Annotated in this window: 21 protein-coding genes, 1 tRNA gene, 2 rRNA genes and 1 riboswitch; of the genes, 14 read left to right on the top strand and 10 right to left on the bottom strand. The window is 28.3% G+C overall.

Annotation, left to right across the window (positions count from 1 at the left end):
• Positions 1–441: 441 nt before the first annotated feature.
• Positions 442–1848: a cysteine--tRNA ligase gene (gene cysS, locus B3J31_RS03595; RefSeq protein ID WP_346866596.1), complete on the top strand. Its 1407-nt coding sequence runs from the start codon at positions 442–444 to the stop codon at positions 1846–1848.
• Positions 1849–1899: 51 nt separating this feature from the next.
• Here cysS and B3J31_RS03590 read toward each other — a convergent pair whose 3' ends face one another.
• The gene (locus B3J31_RS03590; RefSeq protein ID WP_346866597.1) at positions 1900–2364 is read right to left on the bottom strand and encodes a hypothetical protein; all 465 of its coding nucleotides are present in this window, start codon (positions 2362–2364) and stop codon (positions 1900–1902) included.
• Positions 2365–2748: 384 nt separating this feature from the next.
• Here B3J31_RS03590 and rrf (B3J31_RS03585) point away from each other — a divergent pair.
• From rrf (B3J31_RS03585) to rrf (B3J31_RS03560), 6 genes are all read left to right on the top strand, one after another.
• Positions 2749–2865: ribosomal RNA gene (gene rrf / locus B3J31_RS03585) — 5S ribosomal RNA — on the top strand.
• Positions 2866–2870: 5 nt separating this feature from the next.
• A tRNA-Lys gene (locus tag B3J31_RS03580) sits at positions 2871–2946 on the top strand.
• 407 nt (positions 2947–3353) lie between these two features.
• A riboswitch (glycine riboswitch) is annotated at positions 3354–3453 on the top strand.
• A 90-nt stretch (positions 3454–3543) separates the two neighbouring features.
• Positions 3544–4281, top strand: coding sequence for a trimeric intracellular cation channel family protein (locus B3J31_RS03575; protein WP_346866598.1), 738 nt, complete (start codon positions 3544–3546; stop codon positions 4279–4281).
• A gap of 308 nt (positions 4282–4589) precedes the next feature.
• Positions 4590–4949, top strand: coding sequence for a hypothetical protein (locus B3J31_RS03570; protein ID WP_150845673.1), 360 nt, complete (start codon positions 4590–4592; stop codon positions 4947–4949).
• Positions 4950–5087: 138 nt separating this feature from the next.
• Complete coding sequence (locus B3J31_RS03565; protein WP_150845672.1) at positions 5088–5435, top strand: PH domain-containing protein; 348 nt, start codon at positions 5088–5090, stop codon at positions 5433–5435.
• Positions 5436–5514: 79 nt separating this feature from the next.
• A 5S ribosomal RNA gene (rrf, locus tag B3J31_RS03560) occupies positions 5515–5632 on the top strand.
• A gap of 107 nt (positions 5633–5739) precedes the next feature.
• Here the strand turns inward: rrf (B3J31_RS03560) and B3J31_RS03555 are convergent.
• The gene (locus B3J31_RS03555; RefSeq protein WP_346866599.1) at positions 5740–5889 is read right to left on the bottom strand and encodes a hypothetical protein; all 150 of its coding nucleotides are present in this window, start codon (positions 5887–5889) and stop codon (positions 5740–5742) included.
• 224 nt (positions 5890–6113) lie between these two features.
• Here B3J31_RS03555 and B3J31_RS03550 point away from each other — a divergent pair, with 224 nt between their 5' ends.
• The 4 genes from B3J31_RS03550 to B3J31_RS03535 all read left to right on the top strand — a co-directional run bounded on the left by B3J31_RS03550 (position 6114) and on the right by B3J31_RS03535 (position 10832).
• Complete coding sequence (locus B3J31_RS03550; RefSeq protein ID WP_346866600.1) at positions 6114–8174, top strand: methyl-accepting chemotaxis protein; 2061 nt, start codon at positions 6114–6116, stop codon at positions 8172–8174.
• Positions 8175–8327: 153 nt separating this feature from the next.
• Positions 8328–8957: a transglycosylase SLT domain-containing protein gene (locus B3J31_RS03545; protein ID WP_150845670.1), complete on the top strand. Its 630-nt coding sequence runs from the start codon at positions 8328–8330 to the stop codon at positions 8955–8957.
• A 151-nt stretch (positions 8958–9108) separates the two neighbouring features.
• Positions 9109–9552, top strand: a complete 444-nt coding sequence (locus tag B3J31_RS03540; RefSeq protein ID WP_346866601.1) for a DUF805 domain-containing protein — start codon at positions 9109–9111, stop codon at positions 9550–9552.
• A gap of 167 nt (positions 9553–9719) precedes the next feature.
• The gene (locus B3J31_RS03535) at positions 9720–10832 is read left to right on the top strand and encodes a sensor histidine kinase (protein WP_346873600.1); all 1113 of its coding nucleotides are present in this window, start codon (positions 9720–9722) and stop codon (positions 10830–10832) included.
• A gap of 67 nt (positions 10833–10899) precedes the next feature.
• On the opposite strand, the gene B3J31_RS03530 is transcribed toward B3J31_RS03535, so the two are convergent.
• The 8 genes from B3J31_RS03530 to B3J31_RS03495 form a co-directional block, all read right to left on the bottom strand.
• Entirely contained in the window at positions 10900–11646 is a 747-nt protein-coding gene (locus tag B3J31_RS03530; RefSeq protein ID WP_150845667.1) for an ABC transporter permease, read from the bottom strand.
• Positions 11646–12299 carry an ATP-binding cassette domain-containing protein gene (locus B3J31_RS03525; protein WP_150845666.1) on the bottom strand — a complete coding sequence of 218 codons (654 nt, stop codon included), beginning with the start codon at positions 12297–12299 and terminating at the stop codon, positions 11646–11648. Before B3J31_RS03525 ends, B3J31_RS03530 begins: the two co-directional genes overlap by 1 nt.
• A 169-nt stretch (positions 12300–12468) precedes the next feature.
• Positions 12469–13593, bottom strand: a complete 1125-nt coding sequence (locus B3J31_RS03520) for an ABC transporter permease (RefSeq protein WP_150845665.1) — start codon at positions 13591–13593, stop codon at positions 12469–12471.
• A complete protein-coding gene (locus tag B3J31_RS03515; protein WP_150845664.1) occupies positions 13593–14702 on the bottom strand; it encodes an ABC transporter permease in 1110 nt (369 codons plus the stop codon). Before B3J31_RS03515 ends, B3J31_RS03520 begins: the two co-directional genes overlap by 1 nt.
• Before the next feature lie 9 nt (positions 14703–14711).
• On the bottom strand, positions 14712–15644 hold the full coding sequence (locus B3J31_RS03510) for an ABC transporter ATP-binding protein (RefSeq protein WP_346866603.1): 933 nt from the start codon (positions 15642–15644) through the stop codon (positions 14712–14714).
• Positions 15645–15816: 172 nt separating this feature from the next.
• The gene (locus B3J31_RS03505) at positions 15817–16443 is read right to left on the bottom strand and encodes a response regulator transcription factor (RefSeq protein WP_346866604.1); all 627 of its coding nucleotides are present in this window, start codon (positions 16441–16443) and stop codon (positions 15817–15819) included.
• Between the two features lie 209 nt (positions 16444–16652).
• Positions 16653–17192, bottom strand: a complete 540-nt coding sequence (locus tag B3J31_RS03500) for a rubrerythrin family protein (protein ID WP_346866605.1) — start codon at positions 17190–17192, stop codon at positions 16653–16655.
• A gap of 154 nt (positions 17193–17346) precedes the next feature.
• Positions 17347–17715: a hypothetical protein gene (locus B3J31_RS03495; protein WP_150845660.1), complete on the bottom strand. Its 369-nt coding sequence runs from the start codon at positions 17713–17715 to the stop codon at positions 17347–17349.
• 204 nt (positions 17716–17919) lie between these two features.
• On the opposite strand from B3J31_RS03495, the gene B3J31_RS03490 reads away from it, so the two are divergent.
• The 3 genes from B3J31_RS03490 (at position 17920) to B3J31_RS03480 (ending at position 21519) form a co-directional block, all read left to right on the top strand.
• Complete coding sequence (locus B3J31_RS03490; protein ID WP_346866675.1) at positions 17920–18084, top strand: CPC_1213 family protein; 165 nt, start codon at positions 17920–17922, stop codon at positions 18082–18084.
• Positions 18085–18319: 235 nt separating this feature from the next.
• The gene (locus tag B3J31_RS03485; RefSeq protein ID WP_346866606.1) at positions 18320–20227 is read left to right on the top strand and encodes a cell wall-binding repeat-containing protein; all 1908 of its coding nucleotides are present in this window, start codon (positions 18320–18322) and stop codon (positions 20225–20227) included.
• Positions 20228–20370: 143 nt separating this feature from the next.
• Complete coding sequence (locus B3J31_RS03480; RefSeq protein WP_346866607.1) at positions 20371–21519, top strand: DUF3298 and DUF4163 domain-containing protein; 1149 nt, start codon at positions 20371–20373, stop codon at positions 21517–21519.
• Positions 21520–21580: the final 61 nt, after the last annotated feature.

Genomic DNA, 21580 nt, shown 5'->3' with positions numbered 1-21580 from the left:
TTAGAATAATATAAAATCCTCTTTAAAACTTGTAAAGGTTTTAGTTGTTGAGAAATTTTAAATAAATTGTAGGGTTATTTATACATATAACTTGTAAAATTATTATTATATGATAAAATTTAAATATAAATTATTTTAAAGGAGAGCATTATTATGTGTAGATGTTGTTGTTGCTGTTGTAACATATGTATAATTTAACAAGATACTACTGAGCTATAATAATGTAATTAATAATTGATATAAATTTTAATTGTTATTTAAGCTACAGTTGGTTCTGTAGCTTTTTATATTTTATACTAATAAAACTTAGAATAAAAACAGTTTAATGTTATGTAAAGTATAAATATAATCAAGCATATATTATATAGATAATTTATAAGTTACAGAACAGTAATTATTATTAAAACATTAGTTATAAGAAATATGTAAAGGAGACATGAGATGAGTTTTTATTTATACAACACCATGACTAGAAATAAAGAAGAATTTATTCCTGCCAATAAAAATAAAGTTGGAATGTATACTTGTGGTCCTACTGTATACAATTATGCCCATATAGGAAACTTAAGAACTTATATATTTGAGGATGCATTAAAAAAATCCTTGGAATATGTAGGTTATAAAGTTAAACATGTTATGAATGTAACAGACGTAGGTCATCTTCAATCAGATGGAGATGAAGGTGAAGATAAAATGGCTCTAGGTGCAAGCCGTGAGCATAAAACAGTATGGGAAATCGCAAAATTTTATGAAGATGCTTTTTTTGAAGATTGTAAAAAGCTAAATGTAAAAAGACCAACAGTGGTATGTAGAGCAACAGAACACATAGAGGATATGATCAAATTTGTTCAAAAGCTTGAAAAGCGTGGTTACACATATGAATCAAATGGAAATGTATATTTTGAAATAGATAAATTTGAAGATTATACAAAGCTTGCAAATCTCAGTATAGATGAGTTAGAAGCTGGTAGTAGAATAGAAATAGATCCAAATAAGAAGAATCCTTTAGATTTTGTACTATGGTTTACAAATTCTAAATTTTCCAATCAAATAATGCAATGGGATTCTCCTTGGGGTAGAGGATTTCCAGGATGGCACTTAGAGTGCTCAACCATGAGCATTAAATACTTAGGTGAGAATATTGATATTCACTGTGGTGGAATAGACCATATACCAGTTCACCATACAAATGAAATTGCTCAGTCAGAAGCAGCGTTAGGTCATAAATGGGTAAATTATTGGGTTCATGGAGAATTCTTAGTATTAGATGGAGGCAAAATGTCTAAATCAAGCGGAGACTTTTTAACAGTATCAAAACTTGAAGAAGAAGGATTTAGTCCTTTAGATTATAGATATTTCTGCTTACAATCTAAGTATAGAAAACAACTGGTATTTAGTTTTGAAAGTCTAAAAGATGCTCAAAATGGCTATAAGGCATTAAAGAAAAAAATAGGAACTATATTAACTTATATTGATGAAACCTATAATATGAATAAAGAACTTATTAGCGGATATCAAGAAAAGTTTAAAACTCAAATAAGTGATGATTTAAATATAGCCAATGCATTTACAGTGCTTAATGAGGTTATAAAAGATGGTGAATTAAATAATAAAGAGAAAGCATTTTTAATTGAAGATTTTGATAAAGTTTTCTCACTTAATTTAATGACTATTGAAAAAGAGGCTATTGAAGTTGATGAGAAACTAATAAATCATCTTATTGAAGAAAGAAATATTGCAAGAAAAGAAAAAAACTATAAAAGATCAGATGAAATTAGAGCACAGTTATTAGATATGAATATAGAAGTGTTAGATAGTAAAGAAGGAACTTCTTGGAGAGTAAAGTAAATAAAATAAAAACACATGGGGTGAATTTGAAAGTAACTCCATGTGTTTTTGTTAATCCTCACAATTGCATATGTTATTAATAAAGTTATATATTCTAGATTCCAATACAGGATATACACAGTTAATTTGCTCTAGAATTTTATAAGCTGTTTTTTCAGATTTTTTTAATTTAGAAGTTTTTCGCTTAGTGGTAGTAGAATTATTTAACAATTGTGTTGTGCCCATAGTTAGATAAGATGTGTTAGAAAGTTGAACTAATATTTGAAGCAAAGGCGATATACAATTAGCTACATATAAAGCTTCATAATCATTAAGTGTCAATAGGTTAAGTTGAGTTCTTAGTACATTTAAGCTAGTAGTAATTTCAGTTAAAGAAATCAACTCACTTTTAAGAGAAAGTAAAGTACTGGGATCAGAAGCAGATTCTGAAGAACTTTCATTTATTTTATCAAGGCTAGATGATATTAGTGCTGTTAAATTGTCTATGCTAGTAGCTATTTTGCTTATATCCTCCATAAAATACTCCTTGGAAATTTAAAATTCATATATTAAGTATATTAAATAGATTATTTATATATTCATTTTACATGTGATTTCAACTATGGCAAAATACATATAGTCAGAAAAATGGATAAAAATATAGATAATATTATTGACATGGAATAAATAATCGAGTAAAATAATAAAAGTCATTGAAAGTATTCGATGATAAAGAAAACAGTTGTTTTCTTAACTGGGCGATGATATTGCAGACTTTTTCTATATGAGCAATATCCGTATATCAACAACTAAGTTAGTAGTATTATCGCAATGCTAATGAGGAATTAAAAAATTCTTCATTAAAGACAAACTTATTTAGTTTGTGAAAGTACAAAGATAATTATAATGTCTATGTACTTATCTGGTAAGAATATCTTGAAGGTAACACCCGTAACCATGCCGAACACGACGGTTAAGCTTCAAAGAGCCAAAAGTACTGCACGGGAGGCTGTGTGGAAGGATAGGTTATTGCCAGGTAGTTTGGTTCACTAGCTCAGTCGGTAGAGCACATGACTTTTAATCATGGTGTCCGGGGTTCGATCCCCCGGTGAGCCACCAAAACACCTTATTTTATAAGGTGTTTTTTTTATAGGATGATTACAAGGTCTTTACTCCAATATATTTCAGAGTTAAATTAAAGAGTAGATACTTCCATGGATAACCATTGATCCTAAAGGACAACGAGTTCTAGGTATGGAAAGCTCTGTTGAAAATTACAAAGATAGAATATATTGCTTTTAAATTTTGAAATCGTATAGATAATCAAATTAGTATTTAATATTAAAAAATGTCTTGATTTATATATAAAATTGATATAAATTAAGTAAGGAAGAAAATTAAACTTAATATTGTATGGATGAATGTTATTGAAGATACTTAATTTTAAAAGACTAAGTAACCGTAGGAGAAAGAGTTAATTACAAGCTTTTAATTAACTTGAAACTTTCAGGTTGAATACAATAACAGGACATAACCCTGGAGAGACTCTTTACATTAATAATTAAAGAGCATCAACGAAGCAACCTTTATAGGGAATCTTTCAGATAAAAGGACAGGGAGTAAAAAGCATTTATTAATTATGTTTTTTACTCCTTTTATATTGCAAAATATTAAATTGGAATATCATTACATAGAAATAGAGAGGAGAATACAATTATGCTATTAATTATTTTTGAAGTTGTTGGAACAATTGCATTTGCAATTTCTGGAGCTTTAGTAGGAATGCAAAAGAAATTAGACTTATTTGGAGTTATATTTTTAGGAATTATTACAGCTATAGGAGGTGGAATATTTAGAGATATAACCTTAGGACAAACACCACCAGCTGCTTTTATAAATCCTACTTATTTTATTATAAGTATAGTTGTTTCTATTATGGCTTTTTATGGATATCCCAAATTATCTACAATGTACACTACATCTAAAAGAAAGGAAATTATTTCTGAATCTCAAGGTAACAAATATATGAGTGAGGAACAAATACTTAAAATAGCTAATAGAAGAAAGCAAATAGCTATCTTAAAAAAAGTAATATTAATTTTAGATTCAATTGGACTTGCTACATTTACAATATTAGGTGCAAATTTAGCTTTTAAGCAAGTTCATAGCAATATATTTTTAGTAGTTTGTATGGGATTAATTACAGGTGTTGGAGGTGGGATTTTAAGGGATACCTTTGTTCAGGATACTCCAATGATCTTTAAAAGGGAGATTTATGCCGTGGCATCAATACTTGGAGCATTGGTATTTTACTTATTTAACTTTTATGGAGTGAATTACGATATAACTTTTTGGGTATGCTTCACAATAATATTATTATGCAGAGCTGTATCTATAAGACTCAAATTAAATTTGCCAATATCTAATTCTGACAAGTATGATATAAACTTATAGAGCCAACATTTAAGTATAGAATAAGCTCATATAGATTTTAGTAATATATTACATGAATACATCTACTGGATATATTACTAAAAGTAGTAACTTATTATTTCTAATATTTTTTATAAATATACATCACAAAATTATTATGATTACATATTATATTATTAGGAACAGCTATTAAAGCTAATTCTTAATGTAGATAAACTTTAATATACTAGATCTAAACAGAAATATTTTATAGTACTATAGGTTACTATAAGATGTTTAGTTGTTAGAAACTATTATAAAATTGATTAAAAAGTGGGGAGAAATATAATATGTTAAATAATAATGAATTCTTCTATTATGATGAAAATAATGAACAAGACTTTTCAACAGAAATGTTTGCTCAAGATTTCAGATATGGACAACCAGATGGAGTAGATTTTGAACAAGAGTCCTTCAGAGGCAAAGGCGGAAAATGGGGACATGATTGTAAGCCATCACATCATAGACCATGCCCACCATGTCCACCATGTCCAAAACCATATCCTCCATGTCCACCATGTCCACCATGTCCAAAGCCATGTCCTCCATGCCATCAATATCCAAACTATAACCAATGCTCAAGTGGAGATGATTGGTGGATAATTTTGATACTATTATTCTGCATATGCCCATTTGGTGGATGGTTCTAATAGAGTATAGTATTAGTAATAATTTAATGCAAATATTTATAGATAAAATATTAAAATAAACAAGTATAGAATATAGAAATGGTCATCACTGTATATTAATATATATAGTGATGACTATTATTTTAGGAGGATTGTAAGATGACTAGACAAGAAAAATTGTTAAAACTAATTGAAGAGAGACTTAATAAAGATGAAGTTATAAATTATTATGTGGAAGGTGCTTTTGAAAGTACTGTAAAAGGAAGACAAAATACAATGACGGGGGTACTAGTAACCACTAATGAAAAAATCAGATTTTGTGGTAAAAGATTTTTCCTAGTTTATGATGACATTATAGAATATAAAGATATTGAATATGTAGAGGCTAATGAAGAAAAACTTGGCCATAAAATTTTTATAGCTGGAAAAGAAAAATCTTATTCCATGAAATTTATCATAAGTAAAGATATACATAATTTTGTAGATAGTATAAATAAAAATTTATAATAAAATAAGTAGCCAAAAGAAACTTCAAGGTTTAGTGATTATTATCTATAACAATAGTAAATAATAATAATAATCTAAATCTGGTGAGTATACTATTAGAGGCTACACCCGTATCCATTCCGAACACGTAAGTTAAGTTCTAATAGGCTATATATACTACATTAATGAAAATGTGGGAAAAGTAGTTATTGCCGGGTATAAAACAGAAGTTAAAAATTTTAAAGAAGCAAGATAAAAATGATGTATAATGTTTTATTAATAATATGTTTAACATACTTATTAATAAATCTATTATAATCTCGAATTAACTAAAGATTATAGTATAAGATAACTTTAAAATATTTAAAATATAAAGAAGAAGAGATAGTTTTTTTATCTCTTCTTCTTTTTGTGCAAAATCATTTTTTAGAGCTTCCGCAAGGTGTATTTCATCTTCAACTAATAATAATTTCATAATTCATCACCCTTTAATTACAAATTTTTAGATAATATTACGTTTTTTTATTTAATTCTATCATACAAATCTTAAATTTATATTAAAAATATTATTTATTTTTAGAAAATAGTAAAAGTACCATATTGTGTAGTAAAGGATGTTATTTTTTGTTTCGAGTATATCTATGTACAGAGCGTATATATAGCTGTAAATTTTTTTGTATATAGTAAGGTGGGGAAGATATGAAGGTCAGGAAAAGGGCAAAGAATGAACTAAAAAGTAAGAAAATTAAAAATACTAAAAAAGGAAAACAGAAAAGGATTAGAGGAATAGGAATGCAACTTATGTTAAGTTTTACAGTAATCATAGTATTAGTTGCAGCATTTCTATCTGCTTTTTCTCTTTTTATGAATAAGAAAATTATTACTGACAAATCAAAAAGTCTCTTAGAAAATGTAGCTGCATCTATGGCAGGAGAAATAAATCAATTGACAGATAGTTATGGAGTTATGGTAAGTCAAATAGCTATAAATGACTTTTTAATAGATGATACAGTAGATATAAAAGAAAAATTAACAAAATTAGAGAATATATCTGAAAAAATGGAGTTGAAAGAAATTGCTATAGTAGATACTGAAGGTAATTACGTAGATACTTCAGGAGAAAGTACTAATATTAGTGATAAGGACTATTTTATAAATGGATTAAGTGGGCTTACATTTGTTAGTGAACCATATTTAGGTACCACTGATAATATGTTAGAAATAGCTATAAGTACCCCTATAAAAGAAAATGGGAATATAAAGGGTGTCTTAATAGCTTATATAGATGCTAGTAAATTATCAGCAGTACTAGCAAATGTATCCATAGGTAAAAGTGGAAATGCATATTTAATAAATAGGGAAGAAAATATAATAGCTCATAATGATTCCTTGCTTATAGGAACTAAACTATTAGATGCAGTAAAAGATAAAAATGGTTCTGAAAATATGAAACAGATTGTAGGAAAGATGACATCGGGAGAACGAGGTGCAGGTGAGTATAGAGAAGGTGCAGATGAAAAATATATTGGTTTCGCATATATGGAATCAACAAGTTGGTCTGTAGGTGTTGAAGTCAGTGGAAGTGATCTATTAGCAGAAATACCAGAATTACAGAGTAAAGTAATGATTGTATGTGTTATTTTTATAGTGTTAGGTCTTATATTTGGCTACGTTGTAGCTAAATCTATGACTAAAAGATTAGGTAAAATAGGTACTATTGTAGAAGATATGGCAAAGGGTGATTTCACTAAATCAAATATAGGCAAAATGAGAAATGATGAAATCAAAGATATATATATGGCTGTAGAAAAAAGTAAGGAAATTATAGGTGGAATGATTCTAAATGTTAAAGATAGTTCCATGGTTATTGAAAGTGAGGCTTCATCTCTAGCTGCTTTAGCAGAAGAATTTGTATCAGGAGCTCAAAGCATAAGTGAGAGTATAGAAGAAACTGCTACAAGCTCACAAAGGCAGGCTGAGGAATTGGAAGATGTAACTAAAGAACTAGAAGAATTCGATAATAAACTTTCTAATAATATAAGTGACATATATAATATTAGTGATATGGCAGAAAATATTAATAACAAAGCTGATAAGAGTAATGGAGATATGGAAAAGTTAGCCATGGCCATGAATGAGTTAAGTAATTCCTTTAAAGAGTTTAATAGTTCTATATATAGTATGAAATCTAGTATGGAAACTGTAACAGAAATAACAGAAATTATTAATAGTATATCTGAACAAACAAATCTTCTAGCATTAAATGCGGCTATAGAGGCTGCAAGAGCTGGAGAAGCTGGAAGAGGTTTCTCAGTAGTAGCTGATGAAATTAGAAAGTTAGCAGAGCAAAGCAAGGAATCTACCCAAAATATTTATAATGTAATAAATAATGCTATTAAAGAGAGTGAAACTATAGAAATTAAAAGCAATAATATAAATGGAGAATTAAATAACGGATTAATTAGTGTAGATAATGCTATAGAGTCATTTAAAAATATTGCAGCATTAGTTTTAGATATGGTACCTAAAATAGAAGATGTAGCAGTTAGCTCTAAAGAAATTATAGAAGAAAAGAATTCTATTACTGAAAATATAGAAAACTCAACCCAAATATCTTCTGAGGTTTCAGGAAATACACAACTAATAGCTGCATCTACAGAAGAGCTTACAGCTTCTAGTGATGAAGTTGCAAATGCAGCAGAAAAATTACTTGGACTTACAGAAAATATGAAAGAGTTTATGGAACAATTTAAACTTTAGTATAAAGGTAGTCATCGGTTAAATTAAGACTTTAAAATAAATTAATTTTTATTTTAAAGTCTTTTTTGTTTATTTTATGGTAAAGGTGAAATACTAATTAATACATGAATTCTAATTTAAATAATAAAGTTATACATTGTTAATGGAGGTATAATGGAAATATTAGAAGAAAAGCAGTTAAATCTTAAGTTTATTAGTATAACGGCTATTTTATTTATAGCAGGGATATGTATTAATTTATATTTTATGAATTTACATGAAAATGAAAAGATTAAGGAAGTAGATAGTAATGAAAAAGATATAGTAGAGAATCATATACAAGTACCGTATAGTGAAGAAATTGAAGCATACAGTAAAATCTATGGACTAGATCCTTATTTAGTTGCAGCTATAATTAAAACAGAAAGTGGGTTTGATAAGGATATTGTTTCATCTATGGGAGCTGTAGGATTAATGCAGATAATGCCAAGTACAGGAGAATGGATAGCCAGGCAACTAAATATAGAAAACTTCTCTATAGAAATGTTGAAGAATGAAGATGTGAATATAGAAATGGGGTGTTGGTATCTAAATTACTTAAAAAATCAACTTAAATATACAAATGAAATGCTAGCAGCTTATAATGGTGGCATAGGGAATGTATGCAAATGGCTTCAGGATCCTAGATATTCCAAGGATGGAGAAGTAGTTCATACAATACCATTTAAAGAAACAGTAAACTATATAGAAAAAGTAGTTGTAGTTTATAATGAATATGTAGACTTATATAAAAGTAAAAAGTAATATTTATATAGAAATATGTTGTAGTATTGAAATAAACCTCTGGAGATTATTAAAATAATTTCCAGAGGTTTATTGATTTTAGTTATAATATTTGAAAATGTGTATAGAATTATAGTAGGTTACTGTAAAATACTGTTAATGAGGTGATGAAATGAGTGATGACTTATTTTTACTTAACAAAGGAATAGGAAGAAAAAAATATAGTATATATGTACTAGCTTTTTTTATAGGATTTATAATTTTAGAGATTATTGGAACATTTATTACTTTTAAACTTGAAAAAACTGATAATGGGTTGCTAATAGCGGCTTCCATGTCTTTTCAGATTACCTTGATAGTTTTTATAAATATAATGTTATTCATTTTAAGTTATAAAAGATTTAAGGATATAAATTTATCAGGTGTGTTTGGAATACTTGCAGCTCTTATATTTGTTCAAATCCCAGTGATAATATTTCTAATGTTTTTTAGAGGAAAAGAAAAATATGAAAAACAAAAGGAGGAAAGTATGGTAAATACCCTTGAGGAAAATGCAACCATAACTCTATGTGAGGGAGAAGAAATAGAAGTCACAGAATCTAACTTAGGTCAATAATAAAAAGAGTTTTCATAAAATAAATTCATAAAAATAAATGTTGAGCATGTATTTTAATAATAAAAGTACATGCTCAATATTTTATCACAGATTAGTGATATATTTTGTGAAGGACCTTATTATTGTGATAATATAAAGATATAATATTTAGCAAAGGTGGAAATTGCATGCTTAATAACAGGGATGATTATTTTCTTAATATAAAATTATTTGGGCTCATATTTAGTATCTATATATATATAATTTATGGCTCCTTCCAAAGCTCTATAATTATAGGAATACTCTGTTTTATAATAATAAACATAGCTTTTTATTATTTAGAAAATATTAAGATTAGGGTATGCTTATCAGCCATGTCTTTCTGTATTTCTTATGGACTAGGTATAAAATACAACAGTATATTTTTCATATTAATACCATTTACCTTTTTTGACATAGGCATACTAATGAATATAAAGCTTAGCTATTCTTTTATAGGGAGTATCATATTTACAACCATGATACCAAAAGATATAGTTATGAATTGTTTATTGTTTGCAATATTTTACTATATAGTAGCAAAGATATTAATTAATAAAGTAAGTAAAATAGATAAAATATGGAAAGAAAACTTAATGTTAAGAGAGAAAATAGACAAGTATACTAAAGAGGTAGAAAAAGAAAAAAATTATTCAAAACAGATAATATATACCACAAAGTTGGAAGAAAGAAATAAGCTATCAAAGGAAATGCATGATAAAATTGGACATACTATTGCTTCTAGTTTAATGCATCTAGAAGCCACAAAGGTAGTAATAGATAAAGATAAAAATGAAGCTAAAAATATGATAAATACAACTATTCAAGTTCTAAGGGAAGGTATGGATGATATTAGAAAAACTTTAAAAGTAATTAAGCCTTCTGAGGAACAATTAGGTATAAATAGAGTGAAATCTATAATGGATGATGCTTTTAGTCATAATAGTTATGTATATACCTTTAATCACTGTGGAAATATAGACAAGCTTACCTATAGTCATTGGAAGTGCATAATTAATAACCTAATGGAGGGAATTACAAACATAAAAAAACACTCTAGGGGTAACAATGTTTCTTTAAATATTGAAGTGCTAAATAAGATTGTAAGAGTATCTATAAAAGATAATGGTGATGGAGTATTGAATATAAAAAAGAGCATTGGACTTAAGGCAATGGAGGAGAGGGTAATAGACCTTGGAGGGAATATTAGTTTTAATGGAGAAGATGGATTTACTATAATAATGATTCTTCCTTTATCATAATAGAGTAATTTAATAAGGGATTGCCTAAATAACTATTTAATTTATTTAGACAATCCTTATATTAATACTATATTTTTAATTGAGATCTTTCATTAAAGAAGCTTTTATAGGAGATATAGGTTGCTATTAGAGTAGCAATGGAGGTTGAAGATAATATCATAAAGGTAACCATTATTTGAAATTTTATTGCCATAAGTGGAGATGATCCAGCTAAAATTAATCCAGTCATCATCCCAGGAAGAGATACAATGCCAAGGGTTTTAGCAGAATCAATGGAAGGCATTATTGAGAGTTTTATACTATCTTTAAGAATCTCTTTAGATGCAACCTTAGCTGTAGCTCCAAGGGCAAGTTTAACTTCAACTTCATTTCTCTTACTACTAAAGGTAGTATTAAGGTTTTTGTAACTGAGATTTATAGCAACCATAGAATTACTGACAACCATACCGGCTACAGGTACTATTTCATTAGGAATAAAGTTAATAGCACCAGAAAGTACTAATATAGAAAGAGTTATAAAAGCACCTGAAAATAGAGCTATAAAGGATGTTCTAACAGGGCTTTTTATGTTCTCACTACGCTTTTTGGTGTTAAGTGCTGCGTTGATAATCATTAGTGTAACTAATAAAATAGTGAATATTGGGTTTTCTAAGCTAAATACAAATTGAAGTATATATCCTACTATAACTAATTGTATTATGGCTCTAACCATGCTAATAAGTATATCTTTACCTAGTCCTAAATCTTCTTTATAGGAGATGAAAATAGGAATACAAATTAATACTGAAGAAACTATAAGGGATAGAGTACTCATTAAAATCCCTCCTTAGAAATTATTGTTCCATCTTCTATAATAATCTTTTTATTGCTTAAGTCCTTTATTTGAGATATATCATGGGTAATCCATAAGATTGTATGACCTTTCTTATTCATATCCTTCATAATATGTTCAACTAAAAGTTTATTTTCTTTGTCCAGCGCTGAAGTAATCTCATCTAGTAAGAGAACAGGACCTGGATGGAGAAGAGAGCGAATAAGGGAAATTCTTTGTTTCTCGCCACCAGATAATTTGTTTATATCTTTACTCAGGTATTCCCTGTCCATATTAAATTTTTCTAAAAGAGTATATATTTTATTATCATCTATATTTTTCTTTCTAATTTCATAGGGAAAAGAAAGATTATCATAGACAGTATTACCAAACAAATAAGGTTGTTGGAAAAAATAATTTATTTCATTGCGTAGTTTAAGAGGGGGGATTTCAGAATAATCCTTATCTCTCAGGCATATATGACCAGAGGTTGGTGAAATTAAGTCCCCTAAAATTCTCAGTAAGGTTGATTTACCACCACCAGAAGGACCTGTGATAGTTATAAAATCTCCTTCATTGATTTCTAAATTAATGTCCTTTAGAACTTTTGTATTAGCATCTTGAAAAGAAACATTTTTTAAAGATAATATACTCATTATATCCCTTCTTTCAAAGTAAAATTAAAAAAATATTATTGCTTAATTATATCATTGAAAGGAAAGAATACATAGATAAACCCTCACTAATATTTAAATTTCTTAGTGAGGGTTTATTATAATGGTCTTTAATACAGAATTTATAATAATTACATTACATATAAAACTTTTATTGAAGTTTGAACTTAAGCTTATAGGCTGAAGCTAAAAATAGCGCAATGGAAAAGAGTAATAATATTCCAAAATTAGTAATAATAGAGTCTATTCCCATGCCCATCTGAAGCTTAGTTATCCCATTCATTACCCAGTACTGAGGAGTGAAGGGAGCTATAAATCTAACACTTTCAGGTAAAAAATTAATGGAAGTAAAAGCACCTGATACTATAGTAGTGATAGTAATTACAATGTTAGAAAACATACCGTATCCCTTAGAATTAAAAAATAAAGCTATGGAAAAAGTACCAAAGGCTACAGTAACTAGGGCTATTCCTAATAACAAAATAAACAGAGGAATAAAGCTCACTCCGGTATATATATCTACAAAATAATTTAGAGTTATAAGGGTAATTAAAAGTTGAAAAGCTAAAAGTGAAAAGTTTGCTAAGATATTTCCTCCAATATATTGAAAGGAGGTAACTGGAGTAGTAAATATTCTATAGTAAGTTTTATTCCATCTTTCTGATAATACTATATAAGATATAGAGGATGCCCTCATCATGAGAAAGAAAATTACAAAGGCAATTGCAGTTTGAGTTAATTCAAAATCATTCTCTAAATCTGATAAGGTTTTAGAGGTTATTTTAACTGGATCATCACTATATTTTAATAAAAGATTTTCATATTCATCATTGCTTTTATTAGAATTAATGCCCAAGTTATATAAATCTTCTACTTGAAGATTTACTATGGAGGTAATAGCATCACCCATAGAACTGTCTTTTTCAGAAAGTACGTTAATCTTTTTAGGACTTCCATTTATAATACTTTCTTCAAAATCTTTAGGGATTTCAATGGTGACAGGAATAGATGTTTCCATCATAGTTGATTCAACAGTAGAGCTTTCAAGAGGTACTGTACTAATTGAAGAATTATTACTTAAACTACTTATTAAAAGCTTTGATGAATCAGAGCAATCTTCATCTATAATTCCGATTTTTACAGTTCCATTGCTGAAGCTAAATAAATTTATACTAATCATTATTATTATTATAGGAATAAAAAGTTGTACTATAGAAAGCTTATCTTTAAATATAAGCCTTAGATTTTTTTCTGCCATAACTAATAAAATCTTCATTAATAAGCCTCCTTTTTATTTGATATATAGAAAGTAAAAGCTAAAAATAAAATCCCCAGTGCTACAGAGTAGAGAATACTTATACAAAACTTAGAATAGTCCTCATAAAAAGCTATGGAAAGAATAGATTTATTTATTAAGGTTAAAGGTGAAATATAGCGTACTATATCAAGAAGCTTATTACCATCTTCTAAATATATATATCCTCCACCTAAAAAGGTCATAACAGGTATAATTAAGGTATTAAGAAAGAAGGAACCATGTTTTTCGTCTTTAAAAATATATCCAAATAAAATCCCAAGAGTAGTACCAAAGAAATTTAAAGATAAAAGGAGTGTTATAACAGAGAAGTAATCCTCACCCCAATATGCTTTTAAAACAAATATGGAATAAAGCATTGCAGGAATCAGTGATATCACTGTTACAATAAAAGTTGAAGTAACTTTAGTTAGTATATAGGAATTTTTAGAAAGGTTCCCTTGAAAGCACCTAGCTTCTATTTTGTTTCTTCTATTATTATAAATGGTATAAAACCCATAGCCCGAACCATAAAGGACCATCATGGTTATTTCTACGATTCCATAATAGTCATAGGAGGTAAATCCTTTTTTTGACTTAAATTCAGTGGCAGTGGTAAAGCCTTTGTCTAAAGTTTCAATATTACCATTGGTAATACTTTTTAGAGTGACTTTTTTAGATATGGAGGTTAGCATACTTATAACTATATTTGTGGAATATTTATTCTTAGAATTTTTATAAACTATAATATTTTTGTCCTTAAGTTCTAGGAATATTGAATTAGCAGTTTGCACTTCTTTCTTGCCTTCTTCTAAAGAGAAAATTTCTTTAAAGATTATATTATTTTTTTTCCCCAGTTCTAAGAAGTTATTTAATATAAGTTTTTCTTCACTATACTCAGATGTGGTAGAAAGATTGTTCACATATAGCACTGTTTTAGGTTTAAATTCATAACTTGAAGAAAAGGCTCCACTTAAAGTTATTCCAAGGGTAGTCATAAATAATATAGGGAGAATTATCATGGATAACATGGAGGTCTTATCCCTAACTAGGTCTAATATATCATAATAAACAACATTTAAAAATTTCATAATTTCCTCCTAATCCCTAAGCTTTTTGCCAGTTAAAGTTAAGAATACATCTTCTAAATCTAAGGTTTTATAACCCATATTTCTAATATCTATATTATTAGAAGTAAAAAAATTAATAATAGAACTTAAATTTGATACATCTTTACTGGAGGTTATCTGTACTTTATTTTCATTTAAGAAATAGCTTTTTACTCCCTTTATTTCTAAAAGCTTTTCTAAAACAGATTCATTAATATCATAGCCTTCAATTTCTAAAGTGGAGTTATCAGAAATTAAAGAGATTAAATCATCCTTAGTTCCCTTTGCTATTAGCTTTCCATTATCCATAATAACAATTTTATTACACAGCTGTTGAACTTCTTCCATGTAGTGAGAAGTATAAATAATAGTACAACCTTCTTTATTAAGGTCCTTTGCCATATTTAATATATGATTTCTTGATTGAGGATCTATTCCTACGGTAGGTTCGTCCATAATTATAATTTCAGGTTTATGAGCTATGGCACATCCAATATTTAATCGACGCTGCATTCCACCAGATAGATTTTTACACTTAGTTTTTTTATGATCCTCTAAAGAGGTAAAATCTAGAGCATAGTTTAAACCCTCTCTTAAAGAAGCTCCCCTTAATCCATAAAGTTTTGCAAAAAAATTAATATTTTCTTCTACTGTAAGGTTTTCGTATAAAGATATGCATTGAGGTACAATACCCATACGAGCCTTTATTTCTGGTCCATACTTATAAAGAGACTTTCCAAAGATTTCTACATTACCTTTAGTAGGCTTTAGTATGGAGGTGATTATATTTATAGTAGTAGTTTTACCTGCACCGTTAGGACCTAAAAGACCAAGAATTTCACCTTTTTCAATAGAGAGAGTTAAGTTATCTACAGCAATATTATCACCAAAATTTTTAGTCAGGTTTTCTATATTTATTAACATTATAACAACCCCTTTTTAAGCTAAAAAATTATTAAGTATTTTATAAAAATCTTATTTATATTTCTTAGCTGAAATTTAAATATAATTAGAATATCCTATATTTAAATTATATAAAAAACCTTTCCCACTAATAAGTGGAAAAGGTCATAACTTTATATGACTTTCGTCATACTTAAATTTTTCCTTTTAAATAATAAACTGCAATTTGGGTTCTATGCTTTAAATTAGTTTTAGTTAATATGTTTGTAATATAATTTTTCACTGTACCTTGAGAGATATATAGCTTTTCAGAAATTTCCTTATTACTTAAACCCTCAGCAATGGATTCTATAATTTCCACTTCTCTTTTAGAAAAATTATTCATATTAAGGTTAGGGCATACTGGAGAAGATTTAGAAAGGAGCTTATCTATAATTCCATTTTCCACTACGTCACTTCCATTATGAACTACTTTTATGGTGTTAATAATAGTATTTGGAGAATTGCTTTTTAGTAAATAACCCTTTGCTCCATTCCTTAGTGAAGAAGAAATATATTCATCCTCATCAAAGGTGGTTAATATAATGACTTTGGTTGATGTGACTTTACAAATCTCCTTAGTTGCCTCTACACCACTTAATTTAGGCATACGAACATCTAAAAGTGCCACGTCCACAGAGTTATTACAGCAGTAATTAACGGCTTCCAAACCATTTTCACAAACATGTACAACATTTAACTCCTCATCCATGGATAATATAATTTTTAAACTTTCTCTTATTAGTGCATCATCATCACAAATTAATATTTTAATACTCATAATAACTCCTATAATAAATAAATTTAAACTTTTAATAAAAAAATGAAATGTAAAGTTAATATATAGTAGAAGATTAAAATTAATATGTATAAGTTTAACCCCATTGCATATAAATTAAATATTTCTATAAGAATCATTAAAAACCTTTATATAATAAAAATAAAATAGCGAGATGACCCTGGGGGATGGGTATCTACGCTATTTTATATTTATTCCAGAGGGTTACAATATGGCTCAAACCATCCTTGAGGGAATTTACAAAGAGGACATACCATAGGGGCAGTGTCACCCTCATGAATATATCCGCAGTTAGTACATTGCCATAGAGAATCAGAATCCCCTTTATACAATGTAGAGCTAAGTAATCTGTTGTATAGAGCACGGAATCTTAAATCATGCTCAGCTTCCACTTCCGCAAGTTCTTTATAGAAGTCTGCTATTTCCTCGAACCCTTCCCTTCTTGCGACTTCTTCATATTCTTTATAAATTGCAGTTGCTTCAGCAGTTTCGCCCATAAAGGCATTCATTAAGTTTTCTTCTGTAGAGTTTACTTCACCTAAAAATTCACCAAATACTCTTCTAGCGTGGGCAAGTTCATTAAATGCAGTTTCATCAAAAACTTGAGCTACATAGTGAAGACCTTCACTTCTAGCTTTTTCTGCATACAATGTATATTTAGTGTTAGCCTTACTCTCACCAGTAAAAGTCTTTTTCAGATTTTTTTCAGTTTGGCTTCCGTAAAATTCCATGTAAATCTCCTAAAAAGTACTATCTATATATAATATATTAGTAGGTACTTTAAAGGTTACAAAAAATAGACTATGAAACAGTAAATTAAGTTTCATAGTCTATTTTTTATTTATGCACTCATCAATATCCATAATAAATCCTTACATAAAAATTTTACTCTTCATAGTAACTAAAACAATAAAATAAGCAATTTTTATAATGTGGTAGATCACTTTCAAGGATAACATGACCATTGTCAGGCATCTTTGAATAGAATTTCTTAGTACCATCTTCAAATCTAATTTCTATAGTTCTAAGCTTCTTGAATAGCTCATTGGCTAGTTCATAATCAATAGGCTTAATTATTCTCCATGTATCATTTAGACTTACATGCTTATCTTTTGCAAGTTTTACACGTCTATGAATGATAAATTTTTCTGGACCTCTAAGTTCTAAAGTATGACCTTCAGCATTAATAGCTCTGTAAGTTGGATGAGAATCTAAAACTTGAAAAGCTTCTAAAGTTGATAAATTGTATTCCATATTGTAATACCTCCTTTAAATTATTTTTTATAATAAGTTTACTCTTAATATATGAGTATAATACTATAATTATATCATAATATGATTATAAATGCAGGTAAATATTAGAAAATATATTATTTTTAAATTTAAGAAACTTTAAAAAGTATAAACTAAAGATTTGTGGTTAATCTAATATTACAAAGGGGTGATACCGTGACAAATATGAAAAGAACACAAAATAACAAAAAAGAAGATGGACATTTTAAGAAGAAAAATATAAATCATGATCCTCAAGTAGAAAGTGCAAAAACTGTATTTAATGGGCCTAAGGCTGAATACAATGGTCCTAAAGCAAAGGACCATGATCCAAAAGATTTTATAATTTAAAGTAAGAATTAAAAGGTATATCATAGTGATGAAAGTCATTAGGATATATCTTTTAAAAGTTTACAAATTACTCCCAATTTATATGTTATAATGTATAAGTAACAGTTTAAAAGTAAAAATTCCACATAATTTATCAAAAATCAAAAGGATATGAATGATATATGTAGAATAAAATTAATGGTGACTATATTTTAGTGATAAAATGTATAATTATGTATAATAGGGGGAAAGAAGAGTGAAAAGAAGTAAAAGTCGTATTAGAAAGCTACTATGTGCAATAACTGCAATGTTAACAATTACTATGGTATCTCCAGTTAGTAGATTAGCTGTAGCAGAAGATGGTGGCATAAGTAATACAGAAAGTCAATTACAAACAATACTAAGTGAAAATGAAGGGGCTAATGTACTTGTGAAAGATGGATTATCCATTGATATTGGACAAGCAATTGGCCATACTAGCCTTTTAGCAGAAGAAGAAGCTTCAATTCCTTTTAAATTAAGTTCTAGAGATGAAAGTATAGTCAAAGTAGACGAAAATGGAAAATTTGTGGGGGTAGCTACAGGGGAAACCTTTATAACCCTTGAAAGTGAAGGCGGTACTTATGTTTATGAAGTATTAGTAAAAGATCCAACTAAAGAAGTAGCAGCAGCTAGAACTTTAACTGCAACCACTGGAAAAACTATTACAGCTAATAGTAATTATAGAGTATTTATTGATGCAGGACATGGTGGAAAGGATTCTGGAGCTAGTGCGAACGGATTACAAGAAAAAGATTTAAACTTAAAGATAGCTCTTAAGGTACAAAGAATTCTTCAAGCACAAGGGATAGAAGTAGTAATGAGTAGAACTACAGATAAGTTTTTGGAGCTTAGAGAAATTAGTTCCTTTGCTAATAATTCAGGAGCTGATGCCTTTGCTTCAATTCATATAAATTCAGCAACTACAACTGCTGCCTATGGAATTGAAACTTTTTATTATCCTAATAGAATGGATTCAAAGCCCCTTGCAGATTCTGTACAAAAACAATTAATAAGTAGTACAGGAGCTTATGATAGAAAAGTAAAGACTGCTGATTTTCATGTGGTTAGAGAAACTAAAATGCCTTCAGTTTTAGCAGAATGTGGTTTTATAAGTAATAAAAGTGAAGCAATTAAAATGAGCACTAATGCTTATCAAGAATTATTAGCTAGTGGTATAAGTAAAGGTATTACTAATTATTTAGAAGCTAATGTAACCCTTTCTTCAACCCCAGGAGAGAGAATGTATGGAGCTACAAGATTTGAGACCTCTTATCTAGCAGCAAAAAAAGGATGGACAACTTCCGATACAGTAATAATAGCACCGGGAATGAGTTATCCAGATGCATTGTGTGCAGGACCATTGGCAGCAAAAAATAATGCACCGATATTACTAGCAAGAAATGAATCTTTAAGTAGTCAAAGTGAGTTAAAAAACTTACTCTCTAGCCTAAAGGTAAAAAAAGCCATTATAGTTGGGGGACCTACTGTCCTTTCAACATCCTTTGAAAATGGAATTAAAGCTATGTCTATATCTACAGAAAGATTAGGCGGTTTAGATAGATATGAGACCTCTGTAAAAATTGCGCAGGCAGTAGGAACTAACGGTGAAGTGGCCATTGCAACAGGTGCAGGATTTGCAGACAGCCTTTCTATATCAGCTGTGGCAGGGGTAAGAAAAATGCCTATACTTTTAACTGAAAAAAGTGTATTAACAGGTACAGTGAAAAATTATTTAGATAAGCAGTCTATTACTAGAAGTTATATAATAGGGGGAACCACTGTTATATCAGATAGTGTAGCTAAAAGTGTAAAGGGTCCAGAGAGAATCGGAGGAGCTGATAGATACGAAACTAATGAGAAGATTTTTAATAAATTTAAAGGTAGTCTAACTAGTAGTGAAATGTTTATGGCTCTAGGTACAAATTTCCCAGATGCACTTTCTATTTCAGCTTTAGCAGCACAAAAAAAATCTTTTGTACTATTAACAAATACAACTGATGTAGAAGCACCAGTGATGAATGTAGTTACAAAAAATAGAGATAGTATAAGTAAAATGTATATAGTAGGTGGACCACAATTTATAACAAGTACTATATTAAATAAATTAAGAATTAAATTATAAAAAAATTAATTTTTAAAAATGTCTTAACTAAGGGTTAAGGCATTTTTTTTATTAAAAATTAACAGGTGTACACAGGATTTATATGGGCAAACTAATATAAAGTTATTTTATTTAAAATATATTTTATAGAAGGGAGAAATGTTATGAGGAAAGTTATATATTTAATTTTAGTTTTATTATTAACTACTAATTTTCATGGAGCATTTGCTATAGATACACACAGTGATCCAGATTCCGTAGAGATATCTTTACCAAGAATGGTTAATAATATACTGAAAGATGAAGAAGGTGTCACAATAGAAAACCAGGAGAAGGTATATTCTAATAAGTATGTATCTGTAAATATCAATAAACCCATTGTAAATCTTGCTAAAAATAAAGAAGCAGAAGAACTTATAAATAATAAGATATCAAAAAGAATTAATGACTTTGAAGAATATATAACAAAGCTATCTATTAGAGACAATGAATATAATATAAAAGTTGGATTAGAACCAAAACCCTATGTAATTAATGTAAACAATAATGTGACTTATAATAAGAATAATATCCTTTCAATAACACTAAACCTATATAGTTATACAGGTGGAGCTCATGGATCTTCAGTAGATGAGTCCTTTAACTTTGATATAAATACAGGAAATAGAGGAGTCATTGAAGATTTCTTGGGTAATAATAGGAATTATAATAAAATTATTTTAGACAATGTAAAAGCTACTATAAATAAAAATCCTGAATTATATTTCAAAGAAGCTGTAGATAAACTAAATGTAATCCCTTATAATCAAAAGTTTTTTTTAACAGATAAAGACTTAGTTATATATTTTGATGAATATGAAATTGCTCCCTACGTAGCAGGAATTCCTAAATTTTATATACCCCTAAGTAAATTTCCTAAAGGTTTAAATAAAGTAAATATTCAAGTGGAAGCCCCAATAATAAAAACAATAAATTATGAAGAAAGTAGTGAAGATTTTAATCAGTACTTATGTTATCCTAAAATTGAAAATATGATAAACAAGGATATAGAGATGAAAATTAATAACTATATTAAAGATGAAGTTTTTAATTTTATAAAAGATATAAAATCATCAAACTCTCAAAATAAGGATTCTGATAAATATGTAAAGGGAGTTACCACCTACTACAAGAGCTTATTTAAAGATAAAAATAATACGATTTTCTATATAACCTATTCAGGAAATAACAGAAGGGATGAAAATATTTTGTTAATCAATAAAATATATGAGGTAAACTTGCAGAGTGGGGAAATTAAAGTAAAGAATCAGTAGATAATCATGTACTATATATTAATATTTAATGAGAGGATTTCAAAAAAATCATATATATTTA

It is taken from the genome of Clostridium sp. UBA5988 (assembly GCF_002435615.1).
In the GTDB taxonomy this organism is placed as follows: Bacteria; Bacillota; Clostridia; order Clostridiales; family Clostridiaceae; genus Clostridium_J; species Clostridium_J sulfidigenes.
This window is presented reverse-complemented; position numbering and strand designations above follow the sequence as displayed.

Excerpts from the sequence above, each read along its gene's own strand:
- B3J31_RS03490 (WP_346866675.1), top strand. The coding sequence starts at position 17,920 with ATGAAAAGAACACAAAATAACAAAAAAGAAGATGGACATTTTAAGAAG.
- B3J31_RS03530 (WP_150845667.1), bottom strand. The coding sequence starts at position 11,646 with ATGAGTACTCTATCCCTTATAGTTTCTTCAGTATTAATTTGTATTCCT.
- B3J31_RS03535 (WP_346873600.1), top strand. The coding sequence starts at position 9,720 with ATGCTTAATAACAGGGATGATTATTTTCTTAATATAAAATTATTTGGG.
- B3J31_RS03590 (WP_346866597.1), bottom strand. The coding sequence starts at position 2,364 with ATGGAGGATATAAGCAAAATAGCTACTAGCATAGACAATTTAACAGCA.
- B3J31_RS03510 (WP_346866603.1), bottom strand. The coding sequence starts at position 15,644 with ATGTTAATAAATATAGAAAACCTGACTAAAAATTTTGGTGATAATATT.
- B3J31_RS03570 (WP_150845673.1), top strand. The coding sequence starts at position 4,590 with ATGTTAAATAATAATGAATTCTTCTATTATGATGAAAATAATGAACAA.
- B3J31_RS03575 (WP_346866598.1), top strand. The coding sequence starts at position 3,544 with ATGCTATTAATTATTTTTGAAGTTGTTGGAACAATTGCATTTGCAATT.
- cysS (WP_346866596.1), top strand. The coding sequence starts at position 442 with ATGAGTTTTTATTTATACAACACCATGACTAGAAATAAAGAAGAATTT.
- B3J31_RS03540 (WP_346866601.1), top strand. The coding sequence starts at position 9,109 with ATGAGTGATGACTTATTTTTACTTAACAAAGGAATAGGAAGAAAAAAA.
- B3J31_RS03565 (WP_150845672.1), top strand. The coding sequence starts at position 5,088 with ATGACTAGACAAGAAAAATTGTTAAAACTAATTGAAGAGAGACTTAAT.
- B3J31_RS03550 (WP_346866600.1), top strand. The coding sequence starts at position 6,114 with ATGAAGGTCAGGAAAAGGGCAAAGAATGAACTAAAAAGTAAGAAAATT.
- B3J31_RS03480 (WP_346866607.1), top strand. The coding sequence starts at position 20,371 with ATGAGGAAAGTTATATATTTAATTTTAGTTTTATTATTAACTACTAAT.
- B3J31_RS03555 (WP_346866599.1), bottom strand. The coding sequence starts at position 5,889 with ATGAAATTATTATTAGTTGAAGATGAAATACACCTTGCGGAAGCTCTA.
- B3J31_RS03500 (WP_346866605.1), bottom strand. The coding sequence starts at position 17,192 with ATGGAATTTTACGGAAGCCAAACTGAAAAAAATCTGAAAAAGACTTTT.
- B3J31_RS03520 (WP_150845665.1), bottom strand. The coding sequence starts at position 13,593 with ATGAAGATTTTATTAGTTATGGCAGAAAAAAATCTAAGGCTTATATTT.
- B3J31_RS03515 (WP_150845664.1), bottom strand. The coding sequence starts at position 14,702 with ATGAAATTTTTAAATGTTGTTTATTATGATATATTAGACCTAGTTAGG.
- B3J31_RS03545 (WP_150845670.1), top strand. The coding sequence starts at position 8,328 with ATGGAAATATTAGAAGAAAAGCAGTTAAATCTTAAGTTTATTAGTATA.
- B3J31_RS03495 (WP_150845660.1), bottom strand. The coding sequence starts at position 17,715 with ATGGAATACAATTTATCAACTTTAGAAGCTTTTCAAGTTTTAGATTCT.
- B3J31_RS03525 (WP_150845666.1), bottom strand. The coding sequence starts at position 12,299 with ATGAGTATATTATCTTTAAAAAATGTTTCTTTTCAAGATGCTAATACA.
- B3J31_RS03505 (WP_346866604.1), bottom strand. The coding sequence starts at position 16,443 with ATGAGTATTAAAATATTAATTTGTGATGATGATGCACTAATAAGAGAA.